The sequence below is a fragment of the Algoriphagus lacus genome (genome assembly GCF_003583985.1).
Lineage (GTDB): Bacteria > Bacteroidota > Bacteroidia > Cytophagales > Cyclobacteriaceae > Algoriphagus > Algoriphagus lacus.
Window position 1 is genome coordinate 407832 of record NZ_QXML01000003.1, and the last position, 19947, is coordinate 427778.

Sequence of the window (19947 nt, forward strand, 5' to 3'; positions counted from 1 at the left end):
TAGGAAAAACTATCTTTTGCATTCTTGAAACTCAAAACCTATAAATAACACCAAACCTAATACTCACTCACATGAAGAAAACAACCTGTTTTAGTTGGCTTTTTTGCGTATTTGGAGCTTTATTTTTTCAAAGCTGTGCACGGCCAGTCGTGAAAGAAGAAGTGCCGGAAAAGAAACCCAACATCGTTTTTATTTACTTGGATGATTTGGGTTACGGAGATGTCAGTGCCTACCAGTCGGGGACACTTCAAACCCCAAATATGGATATTCTTGCCAATGGAGGTTTGAGGTTTACCAACGGTTATTCTTCCTCAGCTACCTGCACCCCTAGCCGCTTCGCACTGTTGACTGGGACCTATCCTTGGAGAAATCAGAACGCTAAAATCCTCCCAGGTACCGCTCCGTTGATCATCGATACGGCACAGGTAACGCTGCCCAAAATTCTGAGAAAACAGGGGTATCACACCGCAGTCATCGGTAAATGGCATTTGGGTTTGGGAACTGGCTTTGTGGATTGGAATCAGGAAATCTCTCCAAACCCGAAGCACGTTGGATTTGATCATTCCTACATTTTAGCGGCTACTCAAGACCGGGTGCCGACGGTGTATATTGAAAATGGGCGAGTGGTGAATTTGGATCCCAATGATCCTATTTCAGTGGATTACGACAAGAACTTTGAAGGTGAGCCCACTGCAATCACCAACCCGGAAATGCTTACCATGAAATGGCACCATGGACATAACAACAGCATTGTGAACGGCATTCCAAGAATTGGCTACATGAAAGGCGGCCAAAGTGCCAAATGGAGTGATGTGGATATGGCAGACCATTTTCTGGAGAAGGGAAAGGCCTATATCAAGGAAAAGGCAAAATCTGAAAATCCGTTTTTCCTTTTTTTTCCGATGCAGCAGCCGCACGTGCCGCGTACTCCGCACCCAAGATTTGAAGGAAAATCAGGTATGGGCCCTAGAGGAGATGCTTTGCTTGAGGCAGATTGGGTGATTGGTGAATTGTACAAGACCTTGGAAGAAGAGGGCCTGTTGGAAAACACGCTGATTTTCTTTTCCAGTGATAATGGTCCTGTGTTGAACGATGGCTACTATGACGATGCGGTGGAAAAATTGGGTAATCATACTCCTGCCGGACCATTTAGAGGTGGAAAGTATTCCCTGTACGAAGCCGGAACCCGAGTTCCGTTTATCACCTATTGGAAGGGAAAAATCCAACCGGGGGTTTCGGATGCCTTGGTGACTCAGATAGATTTGCTGGCTTCTTTGGCTGCTCTTGTCGGAAGCGAGGAAACAGGTCCAGATAGCCAAAATCTGTTGGATGCTCTCCTCGGGAAGACCCAAAAAGGCAGAGAATCATTCGTGATGGAAGCCTACACCAAAACTGCCCTCAGAGCTGGGGATTGGGTGATGATTCCCCCATATCCTGGCCCTGCCGTTGAAAAAAATGTCAACATTGAGATGGGTAATTCTCCTGATTACCAGCTGTTCAACCTGAAGGATGATCCCGGGCAAAAAAATAACTTGGCTCAATCCAATCCTGAAAAGCTGGAAGAAATGAAGAAAAAGTATCAGGAGATAAGGGGAGATAACAGCAAGATTGAACAGGTGGAATTGAAGTGAAAATTGATTTTTTCTCTCAGATGATACAGATGATGACAGATTTAATTTCCATCTGTGTCATCTGAGAGCTAATTTTTGTGAAAACCTCAAAGGTTCAATTCCATCACCACATCGTCCATTATATAGCCGTTTCCGATATCGATGACTTCTTTGTAGAGTTCATTGAAACCGATTCGGGTGTAAAAATCAATGGCCTTTTGGTTGTACTTGTTCACATTGAGAAGAAGGCTTTTTTGCCCGGTCTTTCTGGCTCGGTCGGCTACCTCCAGGATCAAGGCTTTTCCGGCACCTTTTCCCTGAGCTTCGGGCAACAGGTAGATTTTATGGAGCTTCGCCTTTGGACCTTCGGAATAATTCAGTTCAAAACCTGCAAATCCAAGCTCTTTCCCGTTTTCTTCAGCCATCAAAAAAGTATGCCCTTTTTCCATTTGCGATTCCAGCATTTTCAGGTCATACATCCAATTCAGCATGTACTCGATCTGCTCCGGACTCAGGATATTGGCAAAAGTCGATGGCCAAGTGCGATGAGCGATGGACTGGACTTTGGTGAGTTCTTCTTTATGTAGTAAGCGGATTTGCATAGTGAAATACGAGATACGAAATACGGGCTGTTAACTTAGAGTTAGGCTGCTTTGCACTTTTCAACCTTACAACTTTCCAACCCAATTTTTTAATTTTTCAATCTTCCAATTTTAAAATTCAATCAGCTCCTTCAACTTCACCTTAAATCTTGCTTCAGGTAAAAACTGCTTTTCCAGATTCGGAGCAAAAGGGATTGGCGTATCCAAACTGCCTTCCCGCATCACCGGGGCATCCAGCCAGCGGAAGCAATGCTCGGAAATCCAGGCGCAAATTTCCGCGCCGATTCCTCCAGTAAGGGTGTCCTCATGGAGGAAAATCACCTTTCCGGTCTTTTTCACCGTCGTGGCCACCGCTTCCTGATCCCAAGGAAGGAGCGTTCTCAGATCCAGAATATCCGCTGAAATCCCGAGTTCATCGACTGCTTTGACCGCCCAATGCACCCCCATGCCGTAAGTGATGATGGAGACTTGGGTTCCAGTTTTTGCCAATGCTGCTTTCCCTACTTCTGTGGTGTAGTAGCTGTCCGGCACAGGTCCGGAAATAGAGCGGTAAAGTAATTTGTGCTCGAAATAGAGGTATGGGTTGGGGTCTTCCAAAGCTGCATTGAGCAGGCCTTTGGCATCGTAGGGATTGGAAGGATAGACGATTTTTAGGCCCGGAGTATGGAAAAACCAGGCTTCGTTGGATTGGGAGTGAAATGGCCCTGCGGCAGTTCCTGCACCAGTCGGCATCCGTATGACCACGTCAGCGTTTTGGCCCCAGCGGTAATGAATTTTTGCGAGGTTGTTGACGATTTGATTAAAGCCCACGCTTACAAAATCTGCAAACTGCATCTCAACCATGGCTTTGTAGCCTTTGATAGAGAGGCCCAGTCCGGCACCGATGATGGCGCTTTCACAAAGAGGTGTATTTCGCACCCGATCCCCGCCGAATTTAGCTTTGAAGCCATCTGTGATTTTGAAGACTCCACCGTACTCACCAATGTCTTGCCCCATCAGGATCAGATTTGGATATTTTTCCATGGATTCACGGAGTCCATCGCTGATCGCATCGATGAAGCGTTTTTCGGTGCTTGGTCCTTGAGGAGAGATGACTTTTTGGGAAAACGGAGCATATACATCAGTCAATTCTTCTTCCAAATTTGGCGTGATGGCTTCCTCGGCAAAGGCGATCTCCAAGGCCTCGTTGATCGCCGTTTTGACTTTTTTATTCAGTTTTTCTTTGGTCGTCGCATTAAGTACTCCGATGGATTCGAGAAAGGATTCGTAATTGTCCACCGGATCGAGTTGGGCCCATTCTTCCATAAGGTGCTTTGGAACGTACTTGGTACCGGAGGCCTCCTCGTGGCCTCTCATGCGGAAGGTGATGGCTTCTACTAAAACCGGTCTTGGGTTTTCGCGAATGTCCTCGGCTAGTCTGAGAATGGTGTCATAGACGTCCAAGACATTGTTACCCTGTACCCGAACAGCCTCCATGCCGTAGCCAGGGCCTTTTTCGGTGAAATATTTGAAGGCAAACTGTTCTTCACTTGGAGTAGAAAGTCCGTAGCCATTGTGCTCTACTACAAAAATCACCGGCAACTTCCAAACCGCTGCCACATTTAATCCCTCATGAAAATCTCCCTCTGAACTCGCTCCATCTCCGGAGAAAACCAGAGTCACTTTTTTTTCTCCAGAAAGTCTGTGCGCCAAACCTATCCCGTCCGCAATGGCCAACTGAGGGCCAAGATGAGAGATCATCCCGACGATGTGATGCTCTATGCTTCCGAAGTGGAAAGAGCGATCCCGACCTTTGGTGAAGCCTGATTTTTTCCCCTGAAATTGTGCAAATAGCCGCTCCAAAGGCATATCTCGCCCGGTGAAAATCCCCAGATTTCGGTGCATGGGTAGGATAAATTCATCTGCTGCCAAGGCATTGACCGCACCGATCGAAATGGCTTCCTGTCCCCATCCGCTAAACCATTTGCTGATCCGCCCCTGACGAAGAAGGATGAGCATTTTCTCCTCAATCCGGCGGGGTATGATCAGGGATTCGTAGAGTTTGAGGAGAATTTCGTCACTGTGATTTTTTCGGTCAAAAGTCAGTATTTGGGCATTTGGGGCAGTGAATTCCATACGATTCGATTTGGAAGTCTAAGGTACTCTAAGCCCTGAAATCGGCAAAAGTTTTTTGGAATTGGAAAATTGGGGAAGAGATAAATGAAAAAGTCTCTCACAGATTTTACAGATAGCAAGGGTAAGTTGAGTGGATCAATGTTTGAAATTCCAAAGCCGAAATCACATATGCATTCTCCCCTGCATAGCGCCCCGATTCGCATCGGGGCAAAAAATAAATGCAAGGAGTTAAAAAGTATTTGCTGTACGATTCAAAATTAGACAATGCTTTTCTCCGAATGCGAAGCTCTACGTTAAGCTTGTTTTATCAAAGTGTTAAGCCCAGAGGTGAGGAAGTGGCAAAGTGATAGGGTGAGCTTAACCAACTTCACAACTTTTGAACCTACGAACCATTTCAACCCTTTTTTAATTACCTTTGCACACCCAAATCGAAGCGAATTCTGTGAAAGCGAGAACATTAAAGAAAGACAAAGTCAATATCATCACCATGGGTTGCTCCAAAAACCTGGTGGATTCCGAAGTCCTGCTGACCCAACTCAGAGGTAACGGCATCAATGCCAGCCACGAGTCCAACTCTGATGACAACAACATCATCATCATCAACACCTGCGGATTCATCGACAATGCCAAGCAGGAGTCGATCGATACCATCCTCCAGTATGTGGATGCCAAGGAGCAGGGTTTGGTGGACAAGGTGTACGTGACCGGCTGTCTTTCACAGCGCTACAAAGACGATTTGGAAAAGGAAATCCCACAGGTAGATGCATTTTTTGGTACTCGGGATTTGCCAGCGATTTTGAAAAAATTCAAGGCAGACTACAAGCATGAGTTGGTTGGTGAGCGTCTGCTGACTCACTCAGCCCATTATGCTTACATGAAGATTTCAGAGGGTTGCGACAGACCATGTTCTTTTTGTGCAATTCCATTAATGCGCGGAGGACACATTTCCCGGCCGATCGAGGAATTGGTGAAAGAAGCTCAGCACAAAGCTGCCAACGGAACCAAAGAATTGTTGCTGATTGCTCAGGATTCGACCTATTACGGCTTGGATATCTATAAAAAGAGAAACTTGGCCGAACTCCTTCGCAACCTCTCCGACGTGGAGGGAATCGACTGGATTCGATTGCATTACGCTTATCCGACCGGTTTCCCAATGGACGTGATCGAGGTGATGAAAGACCGTCCGAATATCTGCAAGTACTTGGATATTCCTTTGCAGCACGGTTCGACCGATGTACTGAAGGCTATGCGTCGAGGCACCACCCGTGAGAAGCAGGAAGAACTCATCCACAGCATCCGGGAGATGATTCCAGAGATTGCGATCCGTACAACACTGATCGCCGGACACCCTGGAGAGGGTGAAAAGGAATTTCAGGAGATGGTGGACTTTGTAGAGCGAATGAAGTTTGAGCGGTTGGGGGTGTTTACTTATTCCCATGAGGAAAATACCCATGCCTTCTCGATGGAAGACAAACTTTCTCAGGAAGAAAAGCAGGACCGCGCCAATCACCTGATGGAAGTACAGGAACAAATCAGCTACGACCTCAATCAGGAGAAAATCGGCAAGACGTATAAAGTCCTGATCGATAAAAAAGAAGGTGGTCACTTTGTTGGCCGAACAGAATTTGACTCAGTTGAGGTGGACAATGAAGTCTTGATCGATGCTTCCAAGTTCTATTGCCGAGTGGGAGATTTTGTGCAAGCCAAGATATTTGACGCAACGGAGTTTGATCTGTATGCTACCATAGAAGACTGATAAAAGTTTGATAAATAGATGAAATGCCGATGAGAAAAAAACATCTCACCCAGGGGGATGATTATCCAGGGCATTCCATTTGGCCGCTAAAAATAAATTATAAACACATTAAAGCCTGGGTTTAATTTTACCCAGGCTTTTGTACTTTGTAGCTAACCAAACAATTTTTCAGATGTTAACTCTTGTTTTTACACTGCTTTCAGTGTTTTCCCCCATTCAATCCTTGGATTCCGGATATTTCTATTTTGGGAACACCAATGTTATTGGAGTTGGATTGATTTCGGAGGGAGAGAAAACCGGGGAGTGGAAAGTTTACTCCAAATCCCCAGCCGACCAAAATCCAATTGCCAGCTTAGAGCCAGCCGACCCACTGGATTTTAAAAAGAAGTTTAATCAAGACTTTCCTGTATTTATTGTTCACTTTGAAAAAGGTGTCCCTAATGGGCCATTCCTTGAAAATTACCCAAATGGTAAGCCAAAAGTAGTTGCCAATCTTAAGGGAGGCGTTTTAGAAGGAGATTTCGGGGAGTTTTATGAAGGAGGGGAATTGCATTCGAAAGGGAAAGTGGTGGATGGAAAAAAAGAAGGGGAATGGCAGGAGTATTCGGAGTCAGGGAAAATAATTTCCTCCATGACCTACAGTAAAGGATTGCTTGAAGGAAAGGGAGTTGGTTATTTTCCTGATGGAGATTTGGAATGGGAAGTAAACTTTAAAAATGGAGAATTTGATGGGCCTTATGCCTACTATCTACCTGATTCCACAGTAAAAATACAGGGACAATATGCAGGTGGAATTCCAGTTGGGGAATGGATTGAAAAATTGGAAATAATACCTGGATTTTACAGAAAGGGCGCTTATCAAAATGGTTTTAAAGAAGGAGAATGGCAATTGACCAACTTGGAGGGGCGATTTTTGCAAGCTGAGAATTATAAGGAAGGTAAGTTGATTTCAGTTGGGAAGTTTCAAAGCCAAAATCCGATTGAGGAAAAAGGAAAAATCAAGAATGGCAAAGGACAACGATACTTTTATGATGAAAATGGGAATGTTCTCGCCAAGGGAAAAATCACCAAAGGAACTGAAAATGGAACATGGTTCTTCTACTACCCTGAATCCAACCGAATTTCTGCTTCAGGAAAGCTAGAGGATTCTGAGCGGGTAGGAACTTGGAATTTTTACAGTTACGAGGGTGAAATTATTGATCAAACTACTTACAACATGGAATCATCCTTCCAATCTTCAAACTCAGGTTTGCCTCGATCAAGAAAAAGTAATAATCCTCGAGACTCTTTCGGAGGTTTTGTTCCATGGCAAGAAGGGACTGGGATTTTTGGTCAAGGTTGGAGTCTCAATACCTTTCAAAATAGGAAATATTGACAATCCTTATCAAATGAACCCCAGAGATTGATTCCTGCCTTAAGGGAATTGAGGAAGGCACATTGCATTTTTTGCGCTTTAAGCGACTTGGACTAATTTAGCCGATCTAAAATCCCCCGCATGAAGTTGATCGAAGTCACCACTCCTGCCAATCAGAAAGAGTTTATCGAGATGGCGGTCCGGCTGTATAAAAATGAAAAGAATTGGATTCGACCGCTTGATGCAGACATCGAAGGGCTGTTTCATCCCGAGACCAACAAGCTTTTCCGTAATGGGGCTAAAGCCAAGCGATGGCTGCTTCAGGACGAAAAAGGGCAGACCATTGGACGAGTTGCCGCTTTTATCAATCCCAAGATGAAAGAAAAGCAGCCGACAGGCGGTGTGGGTTTCTTCGAATGCATCGACAATCAGGAGGCTGCATTTCTACTTTTGGATACTGCAAAAGCTTGGCTTCAAAGCGAAGGCATGGAAGCCATGGACGGTCCGATCAACTTTGGTGAACGCGACAAATGGTGGGGGTTGTTGGTTGATGGGTTCTCCGAACCGAATTACAACATGCCTTGGAATTTTCCATACTACCAGAAGTACTTTGAAGACTACGGGTTCAAGCTCTATTTCAAGCAATACACTTACATGCGGCCGGTTCAGAATCTCGGGTTTGATGAGAAAATGATCCAGCGCGCCAATGCCATCATCGCCAATCCGGATTACTCCTTTCGATACATCCAAGGAAAAGAACTTCAGGAAAAAGCGCCGGACTACTTCATGACCGTGTACAACAAAGCCTGGGCGCGCCACATGGGCAAGTCCATTGCCTTGAAGGAAGCCCAACTCATGTTTGGAAAAATGAAGCCGATTATTGATCCGAGGTTGATTTATTTCACTTTTTACAAGGGAGAACCGGTGGGCTTTTTTATCCAAATCCCCGAGATCAATCAGATTTTCAAGCACGTGAATGGAAAAATGGACCTGATCGGGAAACTCAAATTCCTTTGGTATAAGACCTTTTTTCCACCGAATAAAATGCTCGGGTTGGTCTTTGGCGTAGTGCCGGAGCATCAGGGCAAAGGAGTGGAAAGCGCCATGATCATCAGCTATGACAAAATGAGCGGTAAGTCATCCTTCCCATACAAAACCATCGAAATGAACTGGATCGGGGACTTCAATCCCAAGATGATGCGGGTGTGTGAGCAACTACTCGCGACAATTTACAAGACGCATCATACTTATCGCTACCTGTTTGATCGGGATAAACCATTTGAGCGACACCCGATTTTCGATTGATTTGCGAAGTACGATAAACGAAATACGAGGCCTCTTTGAACCTCAATCCTAAATTTCCCAATTGAGGTGATTAAGTTTTAATTTCGAACATCGAACATCGAACGTCGAATGATGAAGTTATTAATAGGCCTCGGGGCCAATCTACCAATTTTGCAATCTTTCAATTTTCCAATAAATCATAAATGAAAAAATACGACGTGACAGGCATCGGAAATGCCTTGGTAGATATCGAGTTTAAAGTATCAGACCAGTTTTTCTGGGATAACAAAGTCGAAAAAGGCCTGATGACTTTGGTTGACGAGGACCGACAGAATCACCTGATGAAAGTAATCAATCACGAAGAGGCCAAAAAGCAAGCAGGAGGATCTGCCGCCAATTCCGTGGTGGCTGTCAGCCAATTCGGAGGAAACTCCTATTACTGTTTCCGCGTGGCCAATGACGAATTGGGACATTTCTATCTGAAGGATTTGAATGATTCCGGAGTATCGATTGGTTTGGCCCCCGAAAAACTGGAGGATGGAGTGACAGGTAAGTGTTTGGTGATGGTCACGGAAGATTCCGAGCGAACCATGAATACTTTTTTGGGAATCACTCAGAATTTTTCGGTCAATGACCTCAATGAATCCGCGATCAAAGATTCCAAATACCTCTTCATTGAAGGCTATCTGATCACCTCCGAAAACGGAAAGACTGCAATGAAACACGCAAAGAAGATCGCCGAGGAAAACGGAGTGAAAGTGGCTCTGACCTTTTCCGACCCGGCGATGGTGAAGTATTTCCGAGAGCCTTTTGACGAAGTGATCGGAGCGAGTGTGGATTTGCTTTTTGCCAATGAAGAGGAAGCCCTCCTTTTCACCGGAAAGGAGAGTTTGGCTGAAGCCCGCGAGGAAATGAAAAAAGTGGCCAAGCACTTTGTAATCACCATGGGTAAAAACGGCGCGATGATTTTCGACGGAGACACCTTTATCGATATCGAACCATACAAAACCACCGCCATCGACAGCAATGGTGCCGGAGATATGTTTGCAGGAGCCTTCTTATATGGAATAACCAACGGGCATTCTTACGCTTCAAGCGGAAAATTGGCATCTATGGCCAGCTCCAAAATTGTAAGTCAATTTGGACCAAGACTGAAGTGGCATGAAGCAAAGGAGATCCTTGCCCGGCTGAATCCTTAAGATAAATTAACAGGGGGAGAAAGGATCAAAATCTCCCCCGTTTATCTTCTTTTTCCTGCAATGGTGGATTTTTTAAACCTTACACCTCCCTTTTACAGTTTACTTTGACGAGAGGCGTATTTCTTATTTGAGAGAAATCATTCTAATTTCCGACCAAGTTCTTAATTGAAGACTAACCCAATCTTTTTACCATGAGAAAATTTACTGCTTTAGGCCTGATCGCATGTATGCTGAGCATACCGGCTTTGGCCCAAAACAAGATTGAATTCAAGGAATTTACCTTGGATAACGGGCTGCATGTAATCATGCACCAGGACAATACGACACCCATTGTGGTGACATCAGTATTGTATCATGTCGGTTCCAAAAATGAGAATCCGGAGCGTACCGGTTTTGCTCACTTTTTTGAGCACCTGATGTTTGAAGGCTCGGAAAATATTGACCGAGGTCAATACATGAACATCATCCAAAGCCGTGGTGGAACGTTGAACGCCTATACATCCAACGACATCACCTACTATTACGAACTCCTTCCTTCCAATGAATTGGAGTTGGCACTTTACATGGAAAGTGAGCGAATGCTTCACTCCAAGGTGGATATCACCGGCGTAGAGACACAGCGAGAAGTAGTGAAAGAAGAGAGACGTCAGCGGTATGAAAACCAGCCGTATGGGACAATTCTTCCCGAAACCCTAAAAAGAGCCTATCAGGTTCACCCGTATCAATGGGCACCAATCGGCTCCATGGATCACCTAAATGCGGCTACAATTGAAGAATTCCAGCAGTTTTACAAGGATTTCTACGTGCCAAACAATGCGACGTTGACCATCGCCGGTGACATTGACTACGCTACCACTGAGAAATTGGTAAGAAATTATTTCTCTGAAATTCCAAAAGGAGCTAAAGAAATCTACAGACCTAATGTGGTGGAGCCTAAGAAAACATCAGAAACGAGGGACATCATTTATGATAACATTCAAATTCCGGCGGTAATCCAGGCCTATAACCTACCTCCAAGAAACCATCCGGATTCTTATGCCCTTTCCATGCTTTCTACTTACCTGACCGGAGGAAACTCATCTTTGATGACCAAGGAACTTGTAGATAAGCAGCAGAAAGCGCTGGTCGTAGCAGCGATTCCTTTGGAATTGGAAGACGGTGGTGTATTCCTGATGTATAGCATCACCAATATGGGGGTAGAGCCAAAGGATTTGGAGGCTGAAGTAGATCGATTGATCAAGCAAGTCCAGGATCAGGGAATCAGCGATGAGGAATTTGCAAAGCTTAAGAACATCATGGAAAACAATATCGTGAGCGGTAACTCCACCATTGCAGGTATTGCAGAGAATTTGGCTGAGGCTAAAGTGATCTATGGAAATACCAACTACATCAATCAGGTGATGGATGCCTACTCCAAAGTCACCAAAGCGGATATCCAGCGAGTGGCAAAGGAATACATGGATCTGACCGGAAGAGTGGTTTTGTACTATCTGCCGAAATCTGCTCAGCCAGCAACTGAGTAATTGTTTCACCTACCAATCAAGAAAAAATGAAAAAAATAGCAATAGCATTTGTATTCACACTTTTGGCCACCGTGGGCAGCTTTGCTCAGGTGGACAGAAGTAAGTTGCCGGCATCCGGACCTGCCCCCGAGATTAAAATCAATGAGGCTGAGACTTTTACTTTGGACAACGGACTTAAAGTATTTGTGGTGAAAAACACCAAGCTTCCAAGGGTGTCTTTTACCCTTGTATTGGAGCGCGATCCTATCCTGGAAGGTGACAAAGCTGGAATGAGCGGTTTTGTTGGGGAGATGATGATGGCCGGAACTAAAAACCGGACCAAGGATCAGCTCGATCAGGAAGTGGATTTCATTGGAGCCAGCTTGAGTGCTTCTTCTACTTCGATGTTTGCCTCATCTTTGAAAAAACATCAGGGAAAAGTACTCGAACTGATGGCTGATGTGCTTTACAATCCGGTTTTTCCGCAGGATCAACTGGATAAACTCAAAAAGCAGTCGCTAACCGGATTGGCACAAAGCAAAGACAATCCTAACGCGATTTCCTCAAGGCTATCAGCGGCAGTTTTGTATGGTAAAAACCATCCTTATGGAGAAGTGGAAACTGAAGCCACCATCAATAACATCACTGTTGAAGATGTGAAAAGCTACTATTCGACCTACTTCAAGCCAAATATCGCCTATCTGGCAATCGTCGGCGACATGGACAAGGCTGAAGCTGAAAAGGTAGTAAAGCAGTATTTTGGCAACTGGCAGAAAGGTGAAGTTCCGAAATTCACCTATCCTATGCCTCAGCGCGCTTCCAAAAGAGCTGTTGCCTTGGTTGACAGAAGCTCTTCTGTACAGTCTGTGATCAATGTGACTCAGCCCGTTCAGATGAAAATCGGGGATCCCGATTACATCTCCAGCCGCTTGCTCAATCAGATTTTAGGTGGAGGTTCTGCTTCCAGATTGTTTATGAATCTTAGAGAGGACAAAGGTTATACCTACGGAGCTTATTCTTCCATCGGAGCGGATAAGTTGGTTGCAACGATCTCAGCCAACGCATCAGTACGGACCGAAGTAACGGACTCTGCAGTCTATGAATTCATCTATGAGATCCAGAATCTGGTAGAAAACGGAGTGACCGAAGAGGAACTTGCTAAAGCCAAAGCGGAACTTTCTGGAAGCTTTGGCAGATCATTGGAGCAGCCGGCTACGGTAGCCAACTTCGCCCTGAATATTGATCGATACAATCTTCCTAAAGATTACTATGCAACCTACCTTCAAAAATTGAATGCGCTGACTGTTGCGGATATCAATGCGACCGCCAAGCGATTGATTGAGCCGGACAAGTTCATCATCACGACTGTGGGTAATGGAGCAGAAATAAAAGAAAAGCTTGCCCAATTCGGTGAGGTAATCGAATATGACAACATGGGCATGCCAGCTAAAAAGTTGGAAGCTGATGCATCCATGACTGCGGAGAAAGTATTGGAAAACTACCTTGCTGCGATCGGTGGAGCGGAAAAAGTAGCAGCGATCAAAACTGCCAAAATCTCCATGGATGCCAATGTGATGGGGACTCCACTTAACCTGGCTTTTGTATATGATTCCCAAAATGGCAGATATGGGCAGAAGTTGTCCGTTGCAGGCAATGTAATGCAAAAGACTACACTGGCAGATGGCAAGGGATCGATGTCAGTTCAGGGTCAGACTATGGAAATGAATGCTGCTCAATTGTCAGAAGCACAATTGAATTCCTACCTTTTCCCTGAAGCTGTATACAAGGCAAATGGCTACACCCTGACTTTGGATGGATTGAAGGATGTGGAAGGAACGCCTGCTTACAAGGTGATCATTGCATCTGCATCTGGGGCTAAGTTGATAAACTACTATGCACAGGAATCAGGATTGAAAATCAAGTATGAAAATCCAGCCTCCGGTGATACGTTCTATTCTGACTATCAGGCAAAAGACGGCGTATTGCTTCCGATGGCCTGGACCATTAAGTCTCCGCAGATTCCAGTACCATTGGAAGCCAAGGTGACTTCGATGGAATTGAATGTGACGGTTACTGACGAGGATATCAAATAATTAACAGGAAGGAGGGAAGTAATTCCCTCCTTTTTATTTCCAAAAAAATCTTTCAAAATGAAAATCAGATCACTTTTAGTCTCAGGGATTTTGCTTGCAGCAGTTCAGGGAGACCTTTTTGCAGAAAAAATCACTTCATCCCAAGACCAAAGAGTCGTGGTTGTAAACGATCCGGCCACAGTCATCGCAAATTACATCAAAGCAGTAGGAGGCGAGGAGAAAGTAAAGTCCATCAAAAACGCCAGCATGACCGCCGAAGCGAATTTTCAGGGACAAATCATCGAGATCAAAACGGTCGCAGATTCAGAAAATACCAGGCTGATGCAATCCACTTCAGTGGGAGGAAATGTGATGCAAAAGACCATCCTTGCAGGCGGCAAGGGCCAAATGATGGTGATGGGTCAGGTTCAGCAACTTCCTGACGAAACTGCTGCCATGCTAAAGCCTCAGACCTTTGTGTTTCCGGAGCAGTTTTATGAATCCATGGGTTTCAAACTTGCTTATATCGGGATTGAAGCTGTAAATGGTGAAGATGCCCATCATCTGGAAATCACCGCTCCAAATGGGATGGTTACCAATGAATTTTACGCTACTTCATCCGGGCTAAAACTTCGAACCAATAATGCGACCACCGGGGATATTTTTTATTCCGACTATCAGGAAGTAGAAGGAGTCATGTTTCCCATGACTTTAACAATCAAAAACCCAATGCTGCCAGTTGCCTTGGAAGCAAAAATGGTATCTGTGAAATTCAATCAGACATTATCTGATACTGATTTCCAATAAAGAATTAGAAAAATTAGGCCTCCCGGATCAGGAGGCCTTTTTTATGCTTTCCACTTTTCAGTCAGAGGATTGATTTCTTTCAGATTAAGTCGATAGACTAGGAAGAAATCTCCGTTTTCCTTTTCCAGGGAAAGCTCAATGAACCTTCCATTTCGGTCAATCTGCAGTTCTAGCAAATCCGACTGTAAATTCTTTTCAACCGGCCAATTTACAATCCTGTCATTTTTCATCAGGACAGAAATGGCTTTGGCTTCTGGATGAAGTTGGAGTACTACCCCTTCAGGACTAGTGCGGATCCCCAGTTGATGCAAAAGCCAATCTTCTCCCAAGGTGCCTTCAAGTTCGATACCGATTTCTGAAAGGAGCGCGTTGAGTGTTGGGTAAAGGTCCTGATACCCGAAAACAAAATCAGAAAAGAAGGATCGGATTTCCTCTTGGTCAGGAAATGAACCAAAAATGGCAGTTTCGAAGTCCTTGAACTCATACCCGACAAATGGCTTCCCAAAATCTTTCCACATATTCCTCATGACCTCAGCCAATGAATTAGCATGTTTCAAAAGGAGGATATCGAGGCAAAAGGCCAGCAATGCTCCCCGGGTATATATATTGACTTTACGATCTGGAATTCCTTGAATATATCCATCCAACCATAAGTCAAAAGAAGATTCTAGAATAGTGTAATTCTTCCAGCCAAAATTTGCGGATTCCCTGGAGATGATCTTTTCGAAATGCTTCAAGTAGGTAGCAAGGTCATAAACTCCCGACTTGAGCAAATACAAATCCCCCATGTAGGTCGTCACTCCTTCCAAAATCAAACCTGTTTTGGTGTAGGTCTCCTTTGAGAAATCATAAGGCAAAAGTTCGGCTGGGCGGATTCTGCACACATTCCAAGCATGGTAAAGTTCATGGCAACTAATCCCCAAAAGCTCCTCCATTTGATCGGAATCATTAAGGCTTTCGGCTGGGCCAAAAGTGATAACTGTGCCTCTCCGGTGCTCTACTCCATGGTAATGAGGGTAGGGCAATAATTGGAAAATAAAGTGGTAAACTGATTCGGGAAACTCACCGAAATCCCGAATCAGTCTTTGGGAAAAAGCCCTGAATCGGTCTATAAACAAATTTTCATCGAAGTGAATTTCACCATGAACCCAGATGTGAAATTGGGTTGCTCCAGCAGCATACTCCCAATGGGTCAGATTTTTTGCGGCTAAGACAGTGGAATCAGCCAGCATCTGGAAATTTTTGGCTTCCCACCTAGAACTCCCAGCTGGATTCAAGGTGCTGATTTGCATGGGGAATTGGGGTAAATCCAAGGTGAGGGAAACTTCTTCCTCACTTTTTCCAAAAACTTCAAAACAGCAATTGACCAAATTCACATAAACCTGTTCATCATCCGCCCAAGCACTTCCAGCGTCCATTTTCCCAGCCCAATATTCATAATCAATTTGGTATTTTCCGGCGTGAAGACTTTCAAAAATCCACCTGTCTTTGGTGATTTTTTCGAAGGGAATGTGATTTCCTTTTTCATCCTGAATTCTAAAACCCCGGATATTTTGAGCGTAATTTGCCAGCTGATACCGGCCTGCTCTCCATGCCGGCAGTTGAAGAACTACCGGGTTTTCTTGGGTTAAAGACAGGACGAGTCGAATTTGAATAAACTGGGAGTTTGGGTTTTTGCAGGAAATCTGGTAGTGGATCATGGTTTTCTGACTGAGTCTCAAAACAAATGTAGAAGCCTGATTTGTATTTAAGAAAATGGTACATATCTTTGCAGTCCTTTTTGGGGTCAATGCCAAAGGGAAAAGTCAAAGGGAGCAAATAGATAACGATATTCGATCATGAAAAGAACATTCCAGCCTTCTCGCAGAAAAAGAAAAAACAAGCACGGCTTCAGAGAAAGAATGGCTACTGCTAATGGTAGACGCGTACTGAGAGCCAGAAGAGCAAAAGGCAGACATAAATTGACTGTGTCTGACGAAAAGACCTTGAAGAAGTAATTCTTAGCGCTGCTTTTCGTATGTTCACATACGAGTACAGTCCCTGCGATGAATTATCGACTTCCAAAATCTGAGCGGCTCCATGCCGATAAATTAATCAAGGAACTTTTTAACGAAGGTTCCTCTTTTTTTTTGTACCCATTTAAAGTGCTTTTTTTAAGGAAAATTGACTTGGCAGGTCAAACTAATCAGGTGCTTTTCTCCGTTTCGAAAAAGAAAATCAAAAGAGCCAACGGAAGAAATTTCATCAAGCGAAGGCTTAAAGAAGCCTATCGATTAAACAAAGCGATTTTACCCCAAGAAGGAATTCTGATTGGGTTTATATTTGTTGGTAAGGCTGAAATGTCTTTCGCGGAAATTCAGCCAAAAATGATTCAGGCGCTGAACAGACTGAATCAGGAATTACTTCAAAATCCACTTTCCCCATGATTCAAAAATTCAAAAAACCGGTTGTTTTCATCCCGCTGATTCTGATTCTTTTTTCGGGCGTTTTGGCCTTTCAGGTGAAAAACGACAAGCTTTTTGCCCTCGCAAAAAACATTGACATTTTCGCTACGCTGGTGAGAGAACTGGACTCCTACTATGTGGATGAGATCGACCCGGATAAACTGGTGACTATCGGGATCAATGCAATGTTGGAGGAGTTGGATCCGTATACCGAGTACATTCCGGAAGAAGAATCGGATGATTTTCGAATGCTGACTACCGGTGAATATGCGGGAATTGGAGCGCTTATCGGCAATCGTGGCGAGGGAAATATGGTGTTGATGCCCTATACTGGTTTTCCTGCTCAAACAGCAGGGATCAGGATTGCGGATTATATTCTAAAAGTAGATTCGGTGGATGTGGTGGGAAAACCTACCTCAGCGGTATCAGAACTTTTGAAAGGCCCTGCGAACACTCCTGTGGTCGTCAAAGTAAAACGGGATCAGGATACCTTGTCTTTTTCATTGGTCCGTAAGAAAATCAGTTTGAAGAATGTCCCTTTTTATGGGAAGCTGGATGAAAAGACAGGTTACATCAAGCTGGCAGACTTTACTACTAATGCTTCTGCAGAAGTTAGAAACGCTCTGGTGAACCTTAAATCCCAAGGAGCGGACCGAATTATCCTTGACGTGCGGGATAACCCGGGAGGATTGCTCAATGAGGCAGTTGAAATTGTGAATTTGTTTATCCCAAAAGGAAAAGAAGTAGTAAAAACACTCGGTAAGCTTCAAAATGTAAATTACACCTACAGGACAACCAAAACACCGGTGGATAAAGATATTCCGCTTGTGGTTTTGATCAATGAGCGGAGCGCTTCTGCGGCAGAGATTGTTGCAGGGGCTTTGCAGGATTATGATCGGGCAGTTTTGGTTGGGAGAAAGTCCTTTGGAAAGGGTTTAGTGCAAACAACGGTTCCTCTGACCTATAATGCCCAGGTAAAGATCACCACTGCCAAATATTACATTCCAAGCGGTCGATGCATTCAGGCCATTGATTATGCCCAATCCAGAGAAAACGGTTCAATTACTTCTGTGCCGGATTCACTTCGAAAAGAATTTAAAACCGCGAATGGGAGAAGAGTATTGGATGGTGCGGGTATTGAACCAGATGAGCTTGTGGAGGAGGTGACCTATGCACCGATATCTTATACACTTGTGGCAGGAAATCACATCTTTGATTTTGCAACACAATATTTCTACAAGCATAAGTCAATTTCTGATCCAATGAGATTTACCATCACGGATCAGGATTATGAGGATTTCAAAAAGTTTTTGGTTGGGAAGGAATACGACTATACTACTTATGTAGAAAAATCTGTTCAGGATCTGGAAAAATATGCTGAGAAAGAAGATTACTATGAGGAGATCAAGGCTCAGCTGGAAGAGATTAAAGCAAAAGTAAATCATAGTAAAGAAGGAGACCTTGATACACACAAGAAGGAAGTCATGAAGATTCTAAGTGAGGAAATTGTTTCCCGATATTATTTTCAGGAAGGCATGATTGAAGCAGGCCTGGATCAGGACCCGGCAGTTGACTTGGCCAAAACCTATCTTTCTGATCCTTCCAAAATCACTAAAGTCCTTTCTGCGGCAGCCAAGTAAAATGGTAAAGATTCTGTCTATTGAGACTTCCACTTCCATTTGTTCGGTTGCAATTCATGGAGATGGAGAATTACTTTCTTTTTTGGAAATCCATGAACCAGGAGCACATGCCGAGCAATTGATGCTCCTGATAGAAAGAGTCCTCAGTATGGCAGGGTGTAATTTTAAAGAAATGGATGCGATTGCAGTTTCCGGCGGTCCTGGGTCTTATACAGGACTACGGATTGGAGTATCGACCGCCAAGGGGTTAGCATTCGGATTAAATAGGCCATTGATTGGAGTGAATACCTTGCAAGCCTTAGCCAGCGCAGCACCGATCAAGGAAGGTGAATATATAATTCCTGTGTTGGATGCTAGAAGAATGGAGGTTTACAGGGAGGTCTTTGATTGGGAATTGAATTCGGTGGATGAACTTAAGGCTGAAGTGATATCCGAAGAATGCTTTCAGAACTTTTTGAAAAAAGGTAGGGTTTATTTTGTCGGTGACGCTGTGCAAAAAGTTAAGTCCATTGTTAAATCTGAAAATGCCGAATTCCTGACCGAATTGTCATTTTCTGCAAAGTACATGGGTGAAATTTCTTTGGGTAAATTCAAAAGAAAAGAGTTTGCCGATCTTGCCTACTTCGTCCCCAATTATTTGAAAGAATTTAAAGCGCTTCATTCCAAAAAGAATCCGCTCCTGAACCTATGAGTGAAATTACCAACAGAGTCGCTTCAAGCCCTATTATTTCGATCAACATGGAGGAATTTTACCCTCAGGATGAGAGAATTTTGTTTGATTTGAAGCCCTTTCTTTTTCAGGAGTTGATTTTGAGGGAAAAGGAATTCAGTCAGAGCTTGAAGGAACTGGATTGGTCAATTTATTCAAACAAATGGGTTGCAGTAACCTGCACCGCAGACGCAATCATTCCAACTTGGGCTTACATGTTGGTGTGTACCTGCCTTGAGAGCGTGTCCAAAGGCTACGTTATTGGGACCTTAGAAAACCTAGAACAGCATATTGCAGAAATTACTTTGTCTAATATTGATCCCTTAGAATTCAAAGATCGACCAGTTGTGATCAAGGGTTGTTCTAAATTCCCCATACCACTTTTTGCCTATGGGAGGCTAATTTCTTTGCTACAAAGTCAGGCTAGGAGCTTGATGTTTGGCGAGCCTTGCAGTACTGTGCCGCTCTACAAAAAATCAAAGTCCTGATATTGAAAGAGTAAAATCCCGAATTAAAAAGGATTGAAATTTTTGTTAGGGAAAGGCTTGCGTAATCAAATCGACTCTTCTATGTTTGCACTCCCATTCGAGAATATGTCTCTGGGGAAATTGAAAAATACCAGGCAAAGGGAAGAAAAAACTGAAAATATTTTCTTCAGGGTTTTTGGAAAAAGAAAACAAAATCCGATCTTTGCACTCGCATTTGAGACAAGGGTCTCAGCAAGCCTCTGAAAAGTCAGAGGGTAAGTTCTTTGAAGTGATGTAAGAGATAGAAAAAGCCTGAGTAGAAAAGACAGGGAGTTATCATATTAGGCTTAGGCCGTATGGTAATCGACAATAATGATAATTTACAA

At 44.0% G+C, this 19947-nt stretch carries 16 protein-coding genes; 13 read left to right on the plus strand and 3 right to left on the minus strand.

Translation table 11 applies throughout. The annotated features are described in order from the left end of the window. Positions 1-71 precede the first annotated feature (71 nt). Positions 72-1631: a sulfatase family protein gene (locus D0X99_RS08845; protein WP_119477310.1), complete on the plus strand. Its 1560-nt coding sequence runs from the start codon at positions 72-74 to the stop codon at positions 1629-1631. Positions 1632-1717: 86 nt separating this feature from the next. Here the strand turns inward: D0X99_RS08845 and D0X99_RS08850 are convergent, their stop codons facing one another. Both D0X99_RS08850 and D0X99_RS08855 read right to left on the minus strand, forming a co-directional pair. Continuing rightward, complete coding sequence (locus tag D0X99_RS08850; RefSeq protein ID WP_119477311.1) at positions 1718-2212, minus strand: GNAT family N-acetyltransferase; 495 nt, start codon at positions 2210-2212, stop codon at positions 1718-1720. Between the two features lie 111 nt (positions 2213-2323). Then, positions 2324-4327 (minus strand): alpha-ketoacid dehydrogenase subunit alpha/beta, encoded by a 2004-nt coding sequence (locus D0X99_RS08855; RefSeq protein WP_119477312.1) that lies wholly within the window; start codon positions 4325-4327, stop codon positions 2324-2326. 442 nt (positions 4328-4769) lie between these two features. Here D0X99_RS08855 and rimO point away from each other — a divergent pair, with 442 nt between their 5' ends. The 7 genes from rimO (at position 4770) to D0X99_RS08890 (ending at position 14301) form a co-directional block, all read left to right on the plus strand. After that, on the plus strand, positions 4770-6083 hold the full coding sequence (gene rimO, locus D0X99_RS08860; protein WP_119477346.1) for a 30S ribosomal protein S12 methylthiotransferase RimO: 1314 nt from the start codon (positions 4770-4772) through the stop codon (positions 6081-6083). A 172-nt stretch (positions 6084-6255) separates the two neighbouring features. Continuing rightward, positions 6256-7458: a toxin-antitoxin system YwqK family antitoxin gene (locus tag D0X99_RS08865; protein ID WP_119477313.1), complete on the plus strand. Its 1203-nt coding sequence runs from the start codon at positions 6256-6258 to the stop codon at positions 7456-7458. Between the two features lie 120 nt (positions 7459-7578). After that, complete coding sequence (locus tag D0X99_RS08870; RefSeq protein ID WP_119477314.1) at positions 7579-8742, plus strand: hypothetical protein; 1164 nt, start codon at positions 7579-7581, stop codon at positions 8740-8742. A 182-nt stretch (positions 8743-8924) separates the two neighbouring features. After that, positions 8925-9920: an adenosine kinase gene (locus D0X99_RS08875; RefSeq protein WP_119477315.1), complete on the plus strand. Its 996-nt coding sequence runs from the start codon at positions 8925-8927 to the stop codon at positions 9918-9920. Between the two features lie 191 nt (positions 9921-10111). After that, positions 10112-11443, plus strand: coding sequence for a M16 family metallopeptidase (locus D0X99_RS08880; protein ID WP_119477316.1), 1332 nt, complete (start codon positions 10112-10114; stop codon positions 11441-11443). Between the two features lie 26 nt (positions 11444-11469). After that, positions 11470-13515 (plus strand): M16 family metallopeptidase, encoded by a 2046-nt coding sequence (locus D0X99_RS08885; RefSeq protein WP_119477317.1) that lies wholly within the window; start codon positions 11470-11472, stop codon positions 13513-13515. Positions 13516-13572: 57 nt separating this feature from the next. Continuing rightward, entirely contained in the window at positions 13573-14301 is a 729-nt protein-coding gene (locus D0X99_RS08890) for a LolA-like protein (RefSeq protein ID WP_119477318.1), read from the plus strand. A 41-nt stretch (positions 14302-14342) separates the two neighbouring features. Here D0X99_RS08890 and D0X99_RS08895 read toward each other — a convergent pair whose 3' ends face one another. Further along, the gene (locus D0X99_RS08895; protein ID WP_119477319.1) at positions 14343-16001 is read right to left on the minus strand and encodes a M61 family metallopeptidase; all 1659 of its coding nucleotides are present in this window, start codon (positions 15999-16001) and stop codon (positions 14343-14345) included. 138 nt (positions 16002-16139) lie between these two features. On the opposite strand from D0X99_RS08895, the gene rpmH reads away from it, so the two are divergent. The 5 genes from rpmH to D0X99_RS08920 are packed head-to-tail and all read left to right on the plus strand — an operon-like array spanning position 16140 to position 19582. Then, a complete protein-coding gene (gene rpmH, locus D0X99_RS08900) occupies positions 16140-16298 on the plus strand; it encodes a 50S ribosomal protein L34 (RefSeq protein WP_082792274.1) in 159 nt (52 codons plus the stop codon). 48 nt (positions 16299-16346) lie between these two features. Beyond that, complete coding sequence (gene rnpA / locus D0X99_RS08905) at positions 16347-16727, plus strand: ribonuclease P protein component (protein WP_119477320.1); 381 nt, start codon at positions 16347-16349, stop codon at positions 16725-16727. Continuing rightward, entirely contained in the window at positions 16724-18385 is a 1662-nt protein-coding gene (locus tag D0X99_RS08910; RefSeq protein ID WP_119477321.1) for a S41 family peptidase, read from the plus strand. Before rnpA ends, D0X99_RS08910 begins: the two co-directional genes overlap by 4 nt. A 1-nt stretch (position 18386) precedes the next feature. Next, the gene (gene tsaB, locus D0X99_RS08915) at positions 18387-19076 is read left to right on the plus strand and encodes a tRNA (adenosine(37)-N6)-threonylcarbamoyltransferase complex dimerization subunit type 1 TsaB (RefSeq protein ID WP_119477322.1); all 690 of its coding nucleotides are present in this window, start codon (positions 18387-18389) and stop codon (positions 19074-19076) included. Further along, positions 19073-19582, plus strand: a complete 510-nt coding sequence (locus D0X99_RS08920) for a DUF2480 family protein (protein WP_119477323.1) — start codon at positions 19073-19075, stop codon at positions 19580-19582. Before tsaB ends, D0X99_RS08920 begins: the two co-directional genes overlap by 4 nt. The last annotated feature ends 365 nt before the right edge of the window (positions 19583-19947 follow it).